General features: G+C 60.4%; 11 protein-coding genes. 2 read left to right on the top strand and 9 right to left on the bottom strand.

Annotated features, from left to right (window positions below; genetic code table 11):
* Nucleotides 1-359 precede the first annotated feature (359 nt).
* The 9 genes from KBA48_RS06670 to KBA48_RS06630 form a co-directional block, all read right to left on the bottom strand.
* Nucleotides 360-1,718 (bottom strand): sensor histidine kinase KdpD, encoded by a 1,359-nt coding sequence (locus KBA48_RS06670; protein ID WP_292904466.1) that lies wholly within the window; start codon nucleotides 1,716-1,718, stop codon nucleotides 360-362.
* An 11-nt stretch (nucleotides 1,719-1,729) separates the two neighbouring features.
* Nucleotides 1,730-2,413, bottom strand: coding sequence for a response regulator transcription factor (locus tag KBA48_RS06665; protein ID WP_292904464.1), 684 nt, complete (start codon nucleotides 2,411-2,413; stop codon nucleotides 1,730-1,732).
* A 285-nt stretch (nucleotides 2,414-2,698) separates the two neighbouring features.
* Nucleotides 2,699-4,246 carry a class I adenylate-forming enzyme family protein gene (locus KBA48_RS06660; protein WP_292904462.1) on the bottom strand — a complete coding sequence of 516 codons (1,548 nt, stop codon included), beginning with the start codon at nucleotides 4,244-4,246 and terminating at the stop codon, nucleotides 2,699-2,701.
* A gap of 38 nt (nucleotides 4,247-4,284) precedes the next feature.
* On the bottom strand, nucleotides 4,285-5,163 hold the full coding sequence (locus KBA48_RS06655; protein ID WP_292904460.1) for an amidohydrolase family protein: 879 nt from the start codon (nucleotides 5,161-5,163) through the stop codon (nucleotides 4,285-4,287).
* Between the two features lie 283 nt (nucleotides 5,164-5,446).
* Complete coding sequence (locus KBA48_RS06650) at nucleotides 5,447-7,012, bottom strand: class I adenylate-forming enzyme family protein (RefSeq protein WP_292904458.1); 1,566 nt, start codon at nucleotides 7,010-7,012, stop codon at nucleotides 5,447-5,449.
* Between the two features lie 5 nt (nucleotides 7,013-7,017).
* Nucleotides 7,018-8,814 carry a thiamine pyrophosphate-binding protein gene (locus KBA48_RS06645; protein ID WP_292904456.1) on the bottom strand — a complete coding sequence of 599 codons (1,797 nt, stop codon included), beginning with the start codon at nucleotides 8,812-8,814 and terminating at the stop codon, nucleotides 7,018-7,020.
* Nucleotides 8,815-8,872: 58 nt separating this feature from the next.
* Nucleotides 8,873-9,655 (bottom strand): SDR family oxidoreductase, encoded by a 783-nt coding sequence (locus KBA48_RS06640; protein ID WP_292904454.1) that lies wholly within the window; start codon nucleotides 9,653-9,655, stop codon nucleotides 8,873-8,875.
* A gap of 306 nt (nucleotides 9,656-9,961) precedes the next feature.
* On the bottom strand, nucleotides 9,962-10,900 hold the full coding sequence (locus tag KBA48_RS06635) for an NmrA family NAD(P)-binding protein (RefSeq protein WP_292904452.1): 939 nt from the start codon (nucleotides 10,898-10,900) through the stop codon (nucleotides 9,962-9,964).
* 240 nt (nucleotides 10,901-11,140) lie between these two features.
* On the bottom strand, nucleotides 11,141-13,480 hold the full coding sequence (locus KBA48_RS06630; protein ID WP_292904450.1) for a TonB-dependent receptor: 2,340 nt from the start codon (nucleotides 13,478-13,480) through the stop codon (nucleotides 11,141-11,143).
* Nucleotides 13,481-14,045: 565 nt separating this feature from the next.
* Between KBA48_RS06630 and KBA48_RS06625 the strand changes: the two genes are divergently transcribed.
* Entirely contained in the window at nucleotides 14,046-14,999 is a 954-nt protein-coding gene (locus KBA48_RS06625) for a nitronate monooxygenase family protein (protein WP_292904448.1), read from the top strand.
* A gap of 679 nt (nucleotides 15,000-15,678) precedes the next feature.
* On the top strand, nucleotides 15,679-17,430 hold the full coding sequence (locus KBA48_RS06620; RefSeq protein ID WP_292904446.1) for a ShlB/FhaC/HecB family hemolysin secretion/activation protein: 1,752 nt from the start codon (nucleotides 15,679-15,681) through the stop codon (nucleotides 17,428-17,430).
* The last annotated feature ends 16 nt before the right edge of the window (nucleotides 17,431-17,446 follow it).

Raw genomic sequence — 17,446 nt, 5'->3', positions numbered from 1 at the left:
TGCATTTACATCTCAGGTCTTATCGCATCCGGATGGATGCCTCAATTGACGCTGGACCAAAATACAAACTCGGAAACTTGTTGAGAACATGCATAATTCGACATATTTACTTGAATATTGTTGGTTTTTGACATTTTACATGGTGGATGATGGGGGATTCTGTCAGAATCCGTCATCCTCGCCGTCTCACAGGGGGCGCCCGGGCGGGACGCGGCGGGGATAAGGGACATTTCCGGCTGAACGCACCCGGTCAGCGCGGGTAGCGTTAACAAGGCCCGAAGATCAGGGGCCGGCGATCCCGGGTGCGGCGCAGACCGCCCCCCGATATTCAGGGGCAGCGTCGGGGGCCGGCATCCGCCTCACCCCGGCCGCCGGGCCTTCATCTCTGCATGCGGCAGGGTCAGGGTGACCACGGCCCCACCCTCTGGGCGGTTGTGCAGTTCCAGCCGCCCATCATGGCGATCGACCACGGCTTTCACGATGCTCATGCCCAGGCCGGTGCCGGGAATGGCACCAGTGTTTCCGGCCCGGAAAAACCGCTGGCCGATCTGCGCGATCTGCTGCGGGGGAAAGCCGATGCCGCTGTCGCGGACGGTGACAGTGACCATGCCGCCATCCTGCAGGCCGATCTGCACCGCCTGATCGGGGGCGGAGAATTTCAGGGCATTGTCCAGGAGATTGCCGATGGCCACGGCCAGCATCTCGCGGTCGCCGCGCACCAGGGGGGAGGTCGGCGGCAGGTCCGCCAGGATGCGCCCGTCGGCATATTTCTGCCCCAACACCCGCGTCAGGTCGCGGACGACCTGGGATATATCGACCAGGTCCCCATGAGCGGAGGCCAGTTCTGCCCGTTCGGCCGTCAGCAGATTATCCATCAGGCTGCGCGCCCGCTCCACCGTCGTGCGGATCGTGTCCAGCCGTTGCGCCACCGGTCCGCGCGGCCGGTCCAGCAACTCCAGGCTGAGTTCGGCCGACCGGTCGATGATGGCCAGCGGCGTGCGCAATTCATGCCCCAACATGGACAGGAACTGTCGCAACTGCCCATGCATGCGCCGTTCGGCCATCAGGCTGTGGGTCCGTTCCTTCAAATCCTCGTCTAGGCGCGTGCCGACCATCATCATCACAGAGAAGAAGGTCAGGTTCATCACCACCACCCCTTCCAGCATGAACCAGGGCAGCACGGCGGGCGAGAACACGAAGTTGGGGTCGGGATGCACCAGGGCCGCAACCATACGTGCCACCAGCACGCCGATATGGGTCCACAGGCTGACGACCATGCAGGTGCGGGCCGCGCTGAAGCGCCCGGCATGGCGCATGCCGCTCCAGAGCAGGCGAAGATAAAACCCGATATAGATCAGGGATGCGACCGCGACACGCAGGGGTACATTGTCGGGCACCAGCCACAGCATCGCCGTCCACAGCAGCAGCGTGAAGACGGCCAGGGCGGGAACCAGCCAGCGCAGGGGCCGCCCCCCCGCCAGCACCAACATGCCTTCGGCCACCATGCCGATGGCCAGAACCATGGCCGTGTTGGCGATGGTGATGGCCACGGGCGTGCGCACGCCATGCAGGATGAAGGCCACGGCCAGGATCAGGCACCCCACCGACACAGAGGCCAGCCCGCGCAATTGCCGATGCACCCGCCAGAGCAGGAAGGCGGCGATGCTGTTGACGATGGTCAGGATCTCGACAAAGATCAGCGAGGTGGTGATGTCCATGGGGGGCCGCCTTACCGGACGTGGATCGGACCGGCGAAGCTGTAGCCCTTTCCATAGGTGGCCCGGATCGGCGGCTCATGACCGACCCGGTCGATCACCTTCAGCCGCAGCCGCCGCACCAGGGTATTGAGGTTGGTCAGGCTGAAATCGTCGTCTTCACGCAGGACCGTGATCAATTGCCCATGGTCGCAGGTCTCGCCATCGGCGGCGGCCAGTTGGGCCAGGAAGGCCAGTTCGCGGGGGGTCAGCGACACGGTCTGCCCCGTGGGCGCGGTCAAGGCGCGGCCCTTGCGATCCAGGCTCCAGACCGGTTCCGGCGGCGATGCCGATGGCAGGCGCCGCAACAGATTGCGCACCGTACCCTCGATCTCGCGCAGGCTGGCATGTTTGACCAGATAGGCGTCGCTGCCGGCGTCCAGGGCGTGAAGCTTGTCCTGCAATTCCTGCCGGCTGGTCAGCACCACGACGCCGCAATCCAGTCCGCACCGGGCCCGGATCTGCGTCAACAGGTCGATGCCATTGCCATCGGGAAGCCCGATATCCAGCACGACCACGTCGACTTTTGACGTTTCCAACTGTCTGATGGCGTCGGCCACGCTACCGGCCCCCGTGACGTCATATCCCTTGGCTTCCAGAAAGACCCCCAGGTCCTCCCGCAGGGATACTTCATCCTCGACGATCAATATGCGCGACATCCAATACCCGTCCCGTCCCCCCGGCGGCGGCCGGCGGGTCCAATGTGCGGCCCTTTTATATAGGGACCGGGACGCGCATCCAATAATCCCGTTAACGCCCTTCCCGCCAATGCCCCCTTTTCAGCGCCGTCGCCGGCGTTGGGGGACAGCCTCCCCAACGCCGGTCAATAAATTTTGACCAACAATGTGGACATCAATGATGCCTGCACACCAGTCATACATACGCCTACGGTGGGGGCCGCCCGCCGCCGCATCTCGGCAAGCGGAAACCAATAAACGCGCCGTTCAGACTTTCCGCGACCGGCCCGCCCAATATTCATCCCGCAGCACACGTTTCAGCGTTTTCCCCACCGGGCTTCGCGGCAACTCCTCACGAAATTCCAGCGACTTGGGAGTCTTCATTCCCGCGAGGCGGTCCCGACAGAGATCCAGCAGCTCTTCGGTGGATGCCTTGATCCCGGATTTAAGCTGGATGACCGCGTGGATACGCTCCCCCCATTTGTCGTCGGGAACCCCGATGACCGCGCAATCCTCTACGGCGGCGTGGGAAAGCAGGACATTTTCGATCTCACCGGGAAAGATATTAAAACCACCCGAGATGATCATGTCCTTCATGCGATCAACGATATAAAAATAGCCCTCTTCATCGAAATAGCCGACGTCGCCGGTGTGGTGCCAACCAAAGCGGGAGACCTCTTCCGTCGCCTGGGGGTCTTCGTAATAGCCCTTCATAAGCCCGGAGGAACGGATCACCAGTTCTCCATGCGCATTGATGCCAAGAAGCCTTCCGTCGGGGTCCATGACAGCGACATCGGTGAACGGGAACTTGCGGCCACAACTTGCCAATCGCTTTTCGCTCAGGATCTGGCCGTTCCTGACCAAGTCCGAGGAGCGCAGGAACGTGCCGCAGACAGCTTCCGACTGTCCCCAGGCGGAAACCATGCAGGGCCCGAATATCTCGATAGCTTCGCGAACCTTGTCCGGGGACATTGGCGCCGTCCCATACCAGAAGTAGCGCAGAGAACGATAATCGAAGCTGCGGATGGTCGGCTCGGCCAGCATGCCGTAAATCACCGTCGGCGGAAGAACGAGGTCTGTGATGCCATATTGCGTGATGGCGGAAGCGATCAAAAGGGGCTTTGCCGCCGGTAGCACAAAGACGGTTCCGCCGCGAACGAAGGTGTGAAACGTGCCCGTGCCGGCCGCATGGGTCATGGGCCCTGCCGCCAAATAATGCGGGGGCGTCTCGGCCGGCATGACGGCAACGATGGAGGAGACGAGATGCTCGTAGAAACGGTGTGTCTGCAACACCCCTTTTGGCGCACCGGTGGTTCCACTTGTGGTGGCGATGCTGACAACAGCATCCGGATCGGCGGGAGCGATATCGAAAGTGTCCGGTGCGGTATGCGTCCACTGTTCCACGGACATGGTAATGGACGTGTCCTTGTCAACGCAGAACAGGCGGGTCAGGCAACCCAGCTTCTGCTGCGCCTCCCGCGCGAAATCATCATAGAGGCTGTTATAGATCAGGACCTCGCACTCGAACTTTTCCAGGATCGTAATGAGGGTTTCCGTGGAACTGCGCGGGTTGAGGGGGACCCACACCATATGGGCGCGTATTGCCCCCAGCACGCAGAGAAACGCTGCCGGATCATTCGGGCTCAGGACGGCGACTTTTGCCCCCTCCTGGACGCCGTCCCGCCTGAGGGCGGACGCCACCTTCATTGTCAAGCGTTGGGCCTCACGGTAGGTCCAGCGTTTGTCGTCCATGACGAGACAGTCACGGTCAGGCGCGAGATAGACCCCGTGATCAAAATAGTGAATAACGTCCACTCTTCTCTCCCTTGATCATTTCCATTGGCCGGTTCCTCTCAGGTCCCGGGCAGCGTGCGTCCGATGGAGTGGAAAAAGGCCTCGGCATTCCTGTGGAACACCTTGTCGAGCACATCCTGGTGATACCCCTCCGCTCGCCAATCTTCCTCAAGCCGTTCATACGAAATCAGCGGATAATCAGCGCCGAACATCACCCGGTCTTTCAGGCGCCGTGTGATTTCATATTTGAGCTCCGGCGGGTGGTACTTGGGAGACCATCCATGGAGCTCGTACCAGACGTTGCGCTTGTGAAGCAGCACGGCGATCGCCTCCTGCTGCCATGGCCAGGCCGGGCGACCGGCGATGATGGTAAGGTCCGGATATTTCGCCGCTACATAGTCCAGATGGCGTGGATGAGCACTGTCCAGAAGAACACCGCCGCCACCGCGCGCCCCCGAACCATAGGCGGTCGTCCCCAAAAGGATCAGGACGGGCAGATTGGCTTCAATGCATAACTTGTAGTAGGGGTCAAAGATCGGGTCGCTGGCGGGTATGTTGTGGGCGCCCGCCACACACATCCCCAGAAATCCCGGGGCGATGTCGGCACAGCGTCGCAACTCCCGAAGCCCCGCCTCCTTGCTGCGCGGATCAAAGTGCATCCAGTGTCCCAGGATCACATCGGGATGGGCCTTCTGCACCTCGAAAGCGTAGTCGTGGTGAGGCTGCATCTCCTCCACGGGCAGAAACACTGGAAAGGTCAGATCCAGTATTGCTGTCACGTTCTGCGCGCGAAAATAATCGCACATCTCATCTTCGGTCACATATCTGGTCGTGGTATTCCAGGTGGACTTCTGAAGTGCGACCCCTTCTGTATCCTGCATGGGATAGCCGCGCTTTGTGCCCCAATGAGAGTGCATGTCGATTTTTCTGGCGGGCATCTGTATTTCCTATGGCTGGGGCGATGCACTCGTGAATGCCGTTGCCGGTGACGAGTTTCGCCGTAACGTCTCTGGTACCGGCGCTTGAGGGGCTGAAAATCTTGGCCATTGGTCAAGATTTTCAGCCGCAGGTATTATACCATCGGTCAAAATTCTTGACCGATGGTACGGCGGCGACTGACGCCGCGCGACCTATGCCGCGTAGCCAAGGGCGCGGATGCGCCCGCCGGCGATTGAGGCGCACGAAAGCTTGACCATCGGTCATGATTTCGTGCCGCTGGTATTAGACGATGGTGCGTTCACGTCCATTCCAGAATTTCTCGCGGACAACGCGCCTCAGAACCTTGCCCACGGGGCTTTTTGGAAGTTCGTCCCAGAACTCCACGGATTTCGGCGCCATCACGCTGCCAACGCGCATTTTACAAAATGCAATGATTTCGGCCCCGTCCGCCTGTGCGCCCGGCTTGAGTTGGATGACGGCCTTAACCGCCTCGCCCCACTTCTCGTCAGGCACACCAACCACTGCACAATCCTGAACCGACTTGTGTGCCGAAATGACCTGTTCGACCTCGCCTGGATACACGTTGAAGCCCCCGGTGATGATCATCTCTCTCTTGCGATCAACGATATAGAGAAAGCCATCCTCATCCATCTGCCCGATATCGCCGGTGTAGACCCAGCCGTCGCGAACCGTGTCATTCGTCGCTGCATCGTTCTTGTAATATTCCAGCATGCGGAAATCGCCGCCGATGATGATCTCTCCTCGCTCGCCGGTTGGAACGGCATTGCCCGCATCATCGACAATCCGAAGTTTTGTCAGGATGTTGGGGCGTCCGCAACTGGCAAGCCTTTTGGGATTGTGGTGCAACGCATGCCAGTGGTCCCGGGCGGAGAAGCAGGCCCCGATAAGCGGTCCGGCTTCCATCTGCCCGTAGCCCTGAACCATCACCGGCCCGAAGATGTCCAGGGCCTCGCGCACCTTCTCCACCGACATCGGCGCCGCAGCATAAAAGAAATACTCCAAGGACGCGTAGTTATGCTGCCTCACGGTCGGATCGGCCAGCAGACCATAGACCGCCGTTGGTGGCAGGAAAAGATGGGTGACCTTGTACTTGTCGATGGCCGCCAGAACCTCGTCGGCATGGAAGCCCCTCATGAACACCTGTGTTGCGCCAACCGCGAGCAGGGAAATCCCCAGCCCCCCGGCGGCGTGTGTCATCGGTGAAATGACCAGATGGACCGGATGGTCGCCCTTGGGAGGCATCGACATATTGACGCTGAGCGTCATGCATTCCCAAGTCCGGTTCGAGAATACGACGCCTTTCGGCCGGCCGGTCGTCCCGCCGGAGCCAAAGATCGCCACCGGTGCCGTGGGGTCTTCGGCGATCTCGGGCGCGGGATGAAAGGCCTGCGATGTCCAGGTGTCGACCGAAACCGCTTCGGTGCTGCCAACCTCGATGGGCACGCAAAGACGCAGCTTTCCGCAGCCGCGCTTCAGCGTATCCAGTTGGCCGGCGAAGTCGGCGTGATAGAGAAGGATTTCAACATCGGTAGTGTCGAGATGATAGGCGATGTCCTGGAGGGCATTGCGCGCGTTGACGGCCACCCAGATCGCACCGGCCCGCACGACGCCAAGAACGCACTCCAGCGCGCGCCCGCAATTGGGGCTCCAGATGGCAACCTTGGTCTGCCCGGGAACCGCCCCGACCGACAGCAGCCCGTTCGCGATCTGATGCGAAGCGCGCTGAACCTCGGCAAAGGTTCGCGTATGGCCCGTGTCATGGTCCAGGGTGCATATGCGTGTCTTGTCAATCGACGCGCCACGGTCGAAAAAATCCACCATTCGCATGCACTTTACTCCCCGATTTTTTTCCCGTTGTGGAATTTGGGATAGAGATATTCGTGGTGCCGTTTGCGGACCGGTTCCTCCACCTCGTCCGCCGGCAAATGCCAGAACATTTCCCGCGCGGTGGCGCTTTCGTACAACGGGTGCTGGGAATGGCGTGTGGCGATCAGATTGATGACCGCGGTCTTGCCGGATGCAAATGCCCGCTCCAGCGCCGGGGCGATGTCCGCCGGGGATTCCACATGTTCCACATGGCACCCCAGGGGCGCGAACATCTGGTCGTACCGAACGTCCTGCGTCAGTCTGAAGCCTTTGTAGGCCTCGGATCCGAGCACGCGGAAATTCTCGCCATAAGCGTATTGCTCCAGTCCGGCGGCAAGCGCGCTGTCATTATAGACCAGATAGACGACGGGAATGTCATAGCGGACGGCGGTTTCGATATCGCCGCCCCCCAGGCCGACGCCGGCATCGCCCATCATCACCAGGACACGGTCGTTCGGCCGTGCCAGCTTGGCGCCGATTGCCATTCCGATGCCATGTCCGAAGGCCGCGGACAGGCCGGCATCAAGCACCTGGGCGCCCTGCTTTGCGAGCAGATGCTCGCCAAGAAATGTCGACGCCGTAAAGGAGTCGAAAACCAGGGTCATATCGGGCGTGATGATATCCGAAACTACTTTGGACAACCAACGCGGATGGATCGGTGCATCCTGCGACACCTTCACCGCTTCCTCGGTCATACGCTGTAGGAATTTTCCCTGGATGTCGCGTACCTGGCCGGTCCAGATATCCTTACCCGTGTTGTCAGCATCGACAACATTGCTCACGGCCAGCATCTGCTCCAGCACCATGCCTGGGTCGGCGACAATTTCCAGCGTGGTCGGCAAGGTGGGCAGGACATCGTCAGCACAGCTTTGTAGCTGAATAAACTGAGCATTGGTTTTCCATTCACCGAAGCTTTCAAGATATCCCACATTCAGGCCGAGCAACAATACGACGTCTGCTTCTTCGATCACCCGCTTTCTTGCACCGCCGCTGATCGACAGGGGGTGATCCTCAGGAATGGCGCCGCGCCCAAGACGGCGGATATTGAACGGAATTTGCAGTTTCTCTGCCAGGGCCTGGAGCTGGGAGGCAGCGTTCGACCAATGCACACCTTCGCCGGCGATGATGAAGGGGCGCTTGGCCTTGCTCAGAAGTTCGACAGCGCGTTGCGCATAGGCCGGGTCGGTTGCCTGCCTGGCGGGGGCGGTCTCACGCCACTGTCCGGGAAGATAGGCAATCTGGCTGGAGGCCTCGATCGGTTCAAAATTGAACGTATCCACCGGAAACTCAATGCCCACCGGCCCATAGGGCGGCGTCATCGCATCTTTGAAGGCCTTGCGGATAAAATACGACGCCATCTCGGGTTCGGTGACCCGTACGGTCCATTTGGTGATGCTCTTGCAGATGTCCGCAGCATACGCCTCCTGAACCGCACCCCGATGGCTTTCCTTTTCCTTGTGCCCTCCGAACAGAAAAACCATCGGCGTCCGCGATACATACGCCATGTGGATGCCGGTGATCATGTTGAGCATGCCGGGGCCGCCTGTCGCAAAGCACACTCCGGGCTTTCTCATGATCCTCGCGTAGCCGTCGGCGGCGTGAACGGCAGCCTGTTCATGACGAGTCATGATGATCTTGATGCCGGCCCTGTAGGAATAGTCGATGATCGCTTGGATGTGGCCACCCAGGATACCGAACATGACCTCAACGCCCTCTTCCTGTAAGGCCTTTACGGCCAACTCTGCGGGCCAGTATTTGGTCATTTTTGATCTCCAAGACGTAAATTCTGATCAGGCTGCACGTCACTTCACGGACATGGTCCTAGAACAGGCCGCGATTTCCGCCGCCATCGACGGAAAGTGTCGTTCCTGTGACATAGGACGCCATCGGCGAGGCCAGGAATGTTGCGACCGAAGCAATCTCCGCCGGCTGTCCCTTGCGACCCAGCGGGATGGTCTTCAGAACCTCCTGGAGGTTGAAGTTTGACGCCTGATCCGGCGGTGCGCCGCTGTCCGAGCGATCCAGGCGCGGTGTGTCAAACAGGCCGGGGCAAAGGGTATTGATCCGGATATTCTTTGGTGCAAGTTCGATGGACAGGGTCTTTGCAAGGCCGATCACGCCCGCCCATGTGGAAACGGACAGCCCGAAATTCGGCAAAGGTTGGATGGCGGTGCCGGCCGTGATGTTGACAATGCTCCCCCCACCGCGTGCTTCCATCATCGGAACGACCCCCCTGCACATCCGGACGACACTCAGCAGGTTCTGCTCGAATGCCCGGCTCCAGCGCAGATCATCGAAGTCCAGCGCGGGGCCCAGCGGGGGGGCGCCATCGTTGTTGATCAGGATATCCACGCCGCCAATCGCCTGCACGGCCGCGAGGATATTGTTGCAGCCATCCTGCATTCGGATGTCGCCCACGACGGTTCGTACTTCCCGTCCGGTCACCGTCGCCAATTGCTCCGCCGCCCGTTTCAGCGCCTCTTCCTTTCGTGCGCTGATGAGCAGGTCAGCGCCTTCAGACGCGAGGGAATGCGCAATCGCAAAGCCGATCCCCTGACTTGCGCCGTTAACTAAGGCAACTTTTCCCTGCAATTTCAAGTCCATTGCTCTTTCACTCCCTATGCCGCTTTGCCCGTCCTGGAAAAGACTGAAAGCGTGTCCAGAACGGACTATATCGCCGTTCAATCGACCAAGAAATTCATAAAAATGACGGCAGAGTCATAATGATATGGCTTTGCCGTCAGTCGCCGTGGCCCCGCCTCCCCGGCGCAGGCGTCCGGGCCCTGAAATCCGGCAGATCGCTGGTGGGAATGGTCATGCAAGCGGGGGGCGGCAATTCTGCGCATGTAAGCGGCCGCCCCTGCACATGGTGCGTTGATCGCCGCCTTCCCCCATGGCGGAAGGACATCGTCAACGCCCGGACGCCGAACTCCACGTGTAGAATGTTTCGGGCTCATCCTTGTTTGCAAGCGACTTCAGATAAGCGGGCTTCCAGGTGTCGCGAATGAACGCGTCCATCGTGGTGGGCAGCGGTGCCCGTGCCCCGTGAAACCGCACGACACGGTCGTTCAGCGCGGCAAGGGTATTGTTGTCGTCCAGCCAGTTTTCCAGAGCGCCGAACCTCTTGAGGTATTCTGCCTGGATACATTCCCGGTTTCGGTCGATGAAGCGATACTCCACCGGCCGGTCGATCTCCCGGCTCATGATTGCTGCAATCTCGGGCATGGTGAGATCACTCGATCCCACTTCGCGGATGACGCGATGCTCACCGGTGGGATTGTTCAGCTCATTCGCCGCCAGTTGAGCGATGTCCTGAATCGCGACCCACGGCGTTTTCAGATCGGGATTGAGTGACCAGCCGATTGCGCCGTGGCGCGCCACGGCACCGGTCCACGCCAGCAGATTCTCCATGAACCAACCGGCCCGCAGGTGTACGAGGTCGATATTTTCAAGCTGGTTCAGCGCTTCGTCCAGGTGGTAGAACCCTTCGAAATGGCCGGTTTCGCCCTTGACCTCCGATCCTATGGCCGTCAGGCTGACAGCAAGCTTGACTGACGACGTGCTCAGCGCTTCGACAAAGCGGCGCGCGACCGCGGGATAGTGTCCGTGCGGGTTGCTCCAGTCGGTCTTGACCATCAGGAACGCCGCCTCGACGTCTTGAAAGATTGTGTTGAGGGCTCCGGTCCCGGTATCGAAGCTTCCCAGAACAGGCTCGGCGCCGCTCTTGACCAGTGCGTCAAGTGCCGCACCACCCCTTGACAGGGCCTTCACCTGGTGCCCGGCGCTCAGCAAGGTCCGCGTGAGCTTGGCGCCAATTCTGCCGGTTGCTCCGACGACAGCAATTCTCATGAAAGTCTCCTGATCGTAATGCTGGTGCAGTACCCTGAGAGGCAGCAGGCCTCTTTCGCAAAATCCGCCCCTCTCGACAGACGGCCGAAGGGGTGTCTTCGACGCCTTCTCCAAACTTCGCCTGAAAGCACGGGGCATCTGCGGATGCCCGTTCGAACACCAATGAACAGGGCCGGCCGACCTTGCTGTCGTGCGGTGCCGGCGGCCCGGCCCGGTCCATCCTGGCGAACTGGGTATCGGTTACATCGAGTATCGAAGGGTGATGCCGTAGGTAGCGGGCGCCCCCGTGAAGCTCGACGTGAAATCCCCAACCTTCTTGGTACCTGTTACATAATATTTGTCGAAGACGTTGCGGCCCCAGATTTCGAACCGCCAGCGCTCATCATCCGTTTCGATGCCGGCACGCAGATCCACCAGAACATAGCCTGGAACGGTCATCAGCGCTTCATTGACCGCCGCCGCGGGGGCATGGCTCAGCAGCGATGCCGTTGTCTTTGTGCGGCCCGTGGCGCTGAGGCCGGCGAAGCCGGTAAAGGTTGAACTGACAGGGAAACGATAATCGGCATTGGCCGAGCCCTGCCATTTCGGTGTGAACGGAAAGGCCTGTCCGACGAAATCGCCGGGCTCGCCGTAGGGTCCGGCCGGATTCACAGGATTGCGGTCGACACGTGTCATCACGTGCGTGCCGCTCAACGTGAAGGTCAGGCCCGAGAAGGGGCCAGCGGTCAGGGACAGCTCTGCACCCTTGACATTGCTTTTGGGAATGGACACCAGCGCCGGCAGGATGACGAAGGTGGGGTCGGCTTTGGCGCCCAGCAACTGCTTGTCACGATAATCGTAATAGAAGGCAGCGCCCGTTATGTCGAGCTTGCGCGCCACCTTGACTTTTGCGCCGGCTTCGAACGCCAGGACCGACTCCTGCCCGATCGGATCCTGCGACGCCACGAAAATGCCCGGCAATGACGGGAAGCTGCCTGATTTATAGCCCTTGGTCACGTTGGCATAGATCAGGGCATCGGTCTCCGGCTTCCAGTTCAGGCCCAGCCGGTAGGAGACATTGTCCTCAACAAGTGAGTTTTCGACAATCGGTGGCACCGTAAGGTCGCTGGCAACGGACACACAGGATCCGGGCGCCAACGTCCTTCTGACCAGTGCTGAAATGCCCGCGGCAAGCGTGCCGTCGCCAGAGTCTCTGATGCAACCGGTATAGTCGCGATCTTCCTTGTTATAGCGGACTGAACCCTGCGCCGTCAGTTGGTCATTGATCACATAGTCCAGGCTTCCAAACACGCTCTTCGACGTGATCTTCTGGTTGTTGTAGGTGTCGTAACTGTCAAACGGGATGCGCCCCACCAGCGCGCTTGTGGTGATCAGCGGGCTGGCATATTGGGTCTCGATGACATGATCCCACTTGTAGTTTGCGCCAACCATCCAGTTCAAGGTACCGGCAACGTCACCGTTCAGCCGAAGCTCCTGGGCGAAGGTGGAGATTTCTCCGTCGTCGATGGAGAAGGCGTTGGCGAAGCTGGTGCCGCCATAGTTGATCGGAACACTTTGTCCGAAACGTCCGTAGGTGGTCAGCGATGCCACATGCACGGCGTCACTCAGATCGGCATCCATGTTTGCCGAAAACTGAGAGAACCAGTTATCGAGCTGGTAGTCGAAGCCGTTGGGAAAGGCAGTGGCGCGCGCATCCCGCGGTGCCGCCGGGAAGGTCGACATCGGGAAGGGCACCGGCCTCGCCGTGGCGCCGGTACGGGCCGGCGTGTAGGCAATGAACTGGGGCTGCTGGGCATCGGAGCGGTCACGCCACCCATTGGCTGTCAGCAGGACACTGACCGTGTCTATCGGTGTCCAGAGAGCCGAGAGGCGGCCGCTCAGGAAGCGCTTGTTTCCCAACCTTTCATCCGTGATGTAGTTCTTCTGCCATTCGTTTCGATTTTCGCTGCGGGCGGCCACCCGGACGGACAAGGTGTCGCTGACCGGTGTATTGACGAACCCTTCCGCATCGGCTTGGCCGAACCGGCCATAGGTGAATTCAAAGCCAGCGTCGGAATTCGACTTGGGCTTCGCGGCGATGTAGTTGACCGCGCCGCCCGTGGAGTTCTGGCCGAACAGGGTGCCTTGCGGGCCCTTGAGCACCTCCAGCCGCTCCAGATCCAGTACCGCGCCACGTGCCATCGGTGAAAACGAGAATGGCTGCTGATCCATATAGATGGAGACCGCCGGAGACACGCCCAGCGTGGTATCGTTGAATCCGATGCCGCGAATGAAGAACACAGGATTGCCGAACGCTGTATTGATTGCCGTGAAGCCGGGAACAAGCTTCTCGAGATCCCCGGTTGACGTGATGCCCGCGGCCTTGAGCTGCTCGCCTGTCGCGGCGGTGATCGAAAGCGGCACGTCGCGAAGCCGGTCGGATCGCTTCTGCGCCGTGACAATGATCTCCTGGAGTTCCTCATAGCCACCGGCTTGCAAGGTTTCCGCCGCATTGTCAGCGCCTGGCGCCTGCGCAAAGACGGAACCCACCAATGCCGTTAGCGATGTCATGGTCGACAGTAAAACGATACTTCTCTTCATTCGATTTCTCCCCATTCAACGCGATTTGTTGGTTGGTTGTCTTTTCAATAGCCGGGTGCCACAGATCCTGATCACGCCCTTGTCTGTGTTCCACTCAGAACGACAGAGGGCGGGCGGTGATGCAACGAGACAGCATCAACATGAAAGCTCGCCGGTTCGCCGATACGGTCGCGCACCCCCTGGGAATGACTTCAAAGTCAGATAATGACTATCACGTCCGATGTGGAAGTCAACAGCAGACATCGAACAGGGATGTTCGGGGACCTCGGGCCGCAGAAGTGGGCGGAACCCCGTTTGGGTGGCCGACGGGCCGCCCTCATGGAATCAATCAGCCGGCAGAAACCGCACCGAGGGCCAGGGACATGTTGGCGGCCAACCACCTGCGATGCGTGATCCTGCGATCGGCGGGAGGGGACGCCGTTGACATGGGGCATGGTGTCGACACCCGCAAGTGCGCTGACATGGGTGAAATCGATATTAAAATATTTGACTATAAAGTTAGACTAATCTAGTCAGTTGCCGGTCGCCATATCAAGCTGGCCCTACGACAGAATGGAGCGCCTCTTTGCTGCCCAGATCCCTTGAAGGCCGCTTGCGCCTGCCGATGCTGGTCTCTCCGATGTTCCTCGTATCCGGGCCTGATCTGGTGGCGGAGAGTTGTCGTGCCGGTGTTGTCGGCTCCTTCCCCGCCTTCAATCAGCGGACAAGCGAGGGCTATGAACAGTGGCTCAAGGAGATCAGCGCAAGGGTTGCCAACTATGGCATGCCATGGGGCGCCCAGCTTCCGGTTCATCACACAAATAAAAGGCTTGATGCGGACCTCGCCCTGACTGTGAAATATGAGGTCCCGATCCTTATTTCAAGTATAGGCATTACGCGCGAAGTGACCGACGCGATCCATGCATATGGGGGTCTCGTCTTCCATGACGCGATCAACATACGGCATGCGGCCAAGGCGCTCGAAGCCAATGTCGATGGCATCATCGCGGTGGCCGGTGGTGCGGGGGGACATTCTGGAACCTATAATCCGTTCGCCTTCATCGGCGAACTCAAGCCTTTGCTGGGTGACAAGACCCTCATCCTCGCGGGCTGCATGAGCAATGGGCAGGCGATCGCCGGCGCCATCGCCGCCGGTGCCGACCTCGCCTATGTCGGAACGCGCTTTGTCAACACGGTCGAGAGCATGGCCTCGGACAAGATGAAGCGGCTGGTGCTGGACTCCAACCTGACCGATGTCGTTTACACCGACGAGGTGGACGGCGTCGGCAGCAGCTTCCTTCGACAAACCCTGCCGGGCGCCGCGTTCCGTCAGGATCTGGCGAAGATTGGCTTCGACATCAGCGAGATTCTGGAACCCAAGCGCTGGGTCGATATCTTGAGCGCCGGGCAAGGGGTGGGCGCCATCCACGACATACCAACCACAGCCGATCTGGTTGATCGCCTGGAACGGGACTATCATCAGGCAGTGTCGCGGATGAATGCCATTCCATTGGCTCCGCGTCTGGTTTCCGCCGTTTGACGATACGGGCGGACCCGCTGCGCGCGGTACGCGGGCCGCAGGCGTGAGGCCGCCCACCCCAGCGCCGCCTCTACCCGCGCCAGCAGCGCCTCTTTTGCCCGGGTCGTCCTTTTTGGCAAAGCGCCATTCGCACCGGGCGGGCGGCACCGGCGCCCGCGGCAATGCCGGGCCGGCCGCGTGGTCCGGTGGGCGGTAATACCCGATGGCTTTGCCCTGAACCGCAATGACTGCCGCCTTGCGCATTCTGTCGCTCGGTTGTGTTTCTTTAAGGAAAATAGCCTTAATGAGTGCGCCCTTCGCCTGGGTTGGGCTTGTCCCCTCCTTTGGTGCCCATCTGCACCAACGCCCGGTCAAGCGGGCCTGATTTTACCGACCTATGACGGATCTGATTCAGGAAAGGCCACCTAACGCCATAAGCAAATCACTGACGCCGTACCCGCTCTTCCAAACAAACCGCATACCTGCGCATTTAACATGAAAATTATCGACGTGTTCATCTGCCGTTAACAGACGAGTCCCAATGAAACCGGGTTGGATTTTGTGCCAATATCGAAATACCTTCTCCTATACGGAATCATATAGTTGCCGCGCCGCTTTCAGGCACGTATTGTAAGAAAGAAACGGCAGTATCATTAACAAATTAATGTTGGCGCAGAAATCCGGGGCTGGGGCGGGTAAGATGAAGAATATCGCGGAACGCAAGCGTCCGAACCATGTCTTGCGGCAGGGTTTTGGTGGGGCGGCAGTTGCAGTTTTGGAAACAGCGGCGGTCCTGGTGATCCTGACGGCAGGGGCCGTGCCGGCCCTGGCGCAGCAGCAGGTTCAGCCGACGCTTCCGTCGGGGGCCGAACCGGGGCGTGGGCTGCCACAACCTGTCATGCCCACCCCGTCCGCGCCCGGACAGGCCATCGCTGTTCCGCGTGCTTCCGCTGCCGAGGCGCCGGCCGGGGCGGAAAACTTCACGTTGAGATTGAACAGCGTCCTGATCGAGGGCAATACCGCCTTTGATGCCGAAGCTCTGCGCCCGCTCTATGCCGACCTGATCGGCAAGGACGTGACGGTGCGCGACCTGTTCAACGTCGCCAACGAGATCGAGCTTCGTTACCGCAATGCCGGCTATGTCACCAGCCGCGTCATCGTGCCGGAACAGACGATCGAGGATGGCCGCTTCCGCATCAGCGTGGTGGAAGGCTCCATCACCGACATCGTCTATGCCGACGATATCGGCCCGGCGCGGGATACGGTGGAGCGGCTGCTGGAACCGCTGCGCGGTATCAAGCCGATTAATATCGCCATGATCGAACGCCGCCTGCTGCTGGCCAACGACCTGCCCGGCATGACGGTGCGCGGCAGCCTGGAACCCTCACCGGATGTTCTGGGCGGCTCCATCATTGTGGTGAAGGCGGAACGCAAGCTGATCGACGCCTCGCTGACCTATGACAATCGCAACTCGCCCTATCTGGGCAGTTCCCAACTGATCGCCTCCGTCACCGCCAATTCCATCGCCAGCCATGCCGACCGGTTGGGGTTGTCGGCCAAGATGTCCACCCCGGCCCGCCGTTCCTGGATGGTGGCCGGCAATTATCAGGCATCCCTGGGCAGCAACGGGCTGACGGTCGGCCTTTCCTCCTCCTACGCCAACTCGGCGCCGGGGCGGGAGTTGAAGCAGCTTGAAATCGACAGCGAAGTGGTGGCCGAGGTGGCGACCATCTCCTACCCGCTGATCCGGTCCCGCATGGAAAATCTGCGGCTGGTGGGGGAGTTCGAATATCGCAACGTCAAGACCGACCTGTCTGGCACCGCCTTCAACGAGGACCGGCTGCGCATCCTGCGCACGGGTGTCTCCTATGACCGGTCGGACAATTGGTACGGCATCACGGCGGCCCGCGTCACCCTGCACCAGGGGCTGGACGTGCTGGGCGCCAACGGGCACGGCGCCCCGCTGGCGTCGCGGACCGCCGGTCATAGCGAATATCTGAAGGTCACGGCCGACCTTACCCGCGTGCAGCAATTGCCGCATGATTTCAGCGTTCTGGCGACGCTGACCAGCCAGTTCACCAGGACGCCGCTGCTGGCATCGGAAGAAATCGCCCTGGGCGGTCCCAATTTCGGCCGCGGCTATAATGACGGGGAGATTTCCGGCGACAATGGCTGGGCCGGGTCGCTGGAGCTGCGCTACTCCCCTGCCCTGTCGCTGCTGCCCAACGGTGTGCAGTTCTACGCCTTCTATGATGGCGGACAGGTCTGGAGCCTGTCGAACACGAGGCCGGCCGGCCATGTCACGCTGGCGTCGGCCGGTGGCGGCGTGCGGGCCAACCTGCTTGAGAACCTGTTCGCAACGCTGGAAGTCAACAAGCCGCTGAACCTGGACGTGGCCACCGAGAAGGGCAAGCCCACCCGCGTCTTCTTCAGCCTGACCGCGCATTATTGATAGATAGGGAAAAACT

The sequence above is a fragment of the Niveispirillum sp. genome (assembly GCF_017996735.1).
Taxonomy (GTDB): Bacteria; Pseudomonadota; Alphaproteobacteria; order Azospirillales; family Azospirillaceae; genus Niveispirillum.
This window is presented reverse-complemented; position numbering and strand designations above follow the sequence as displayed.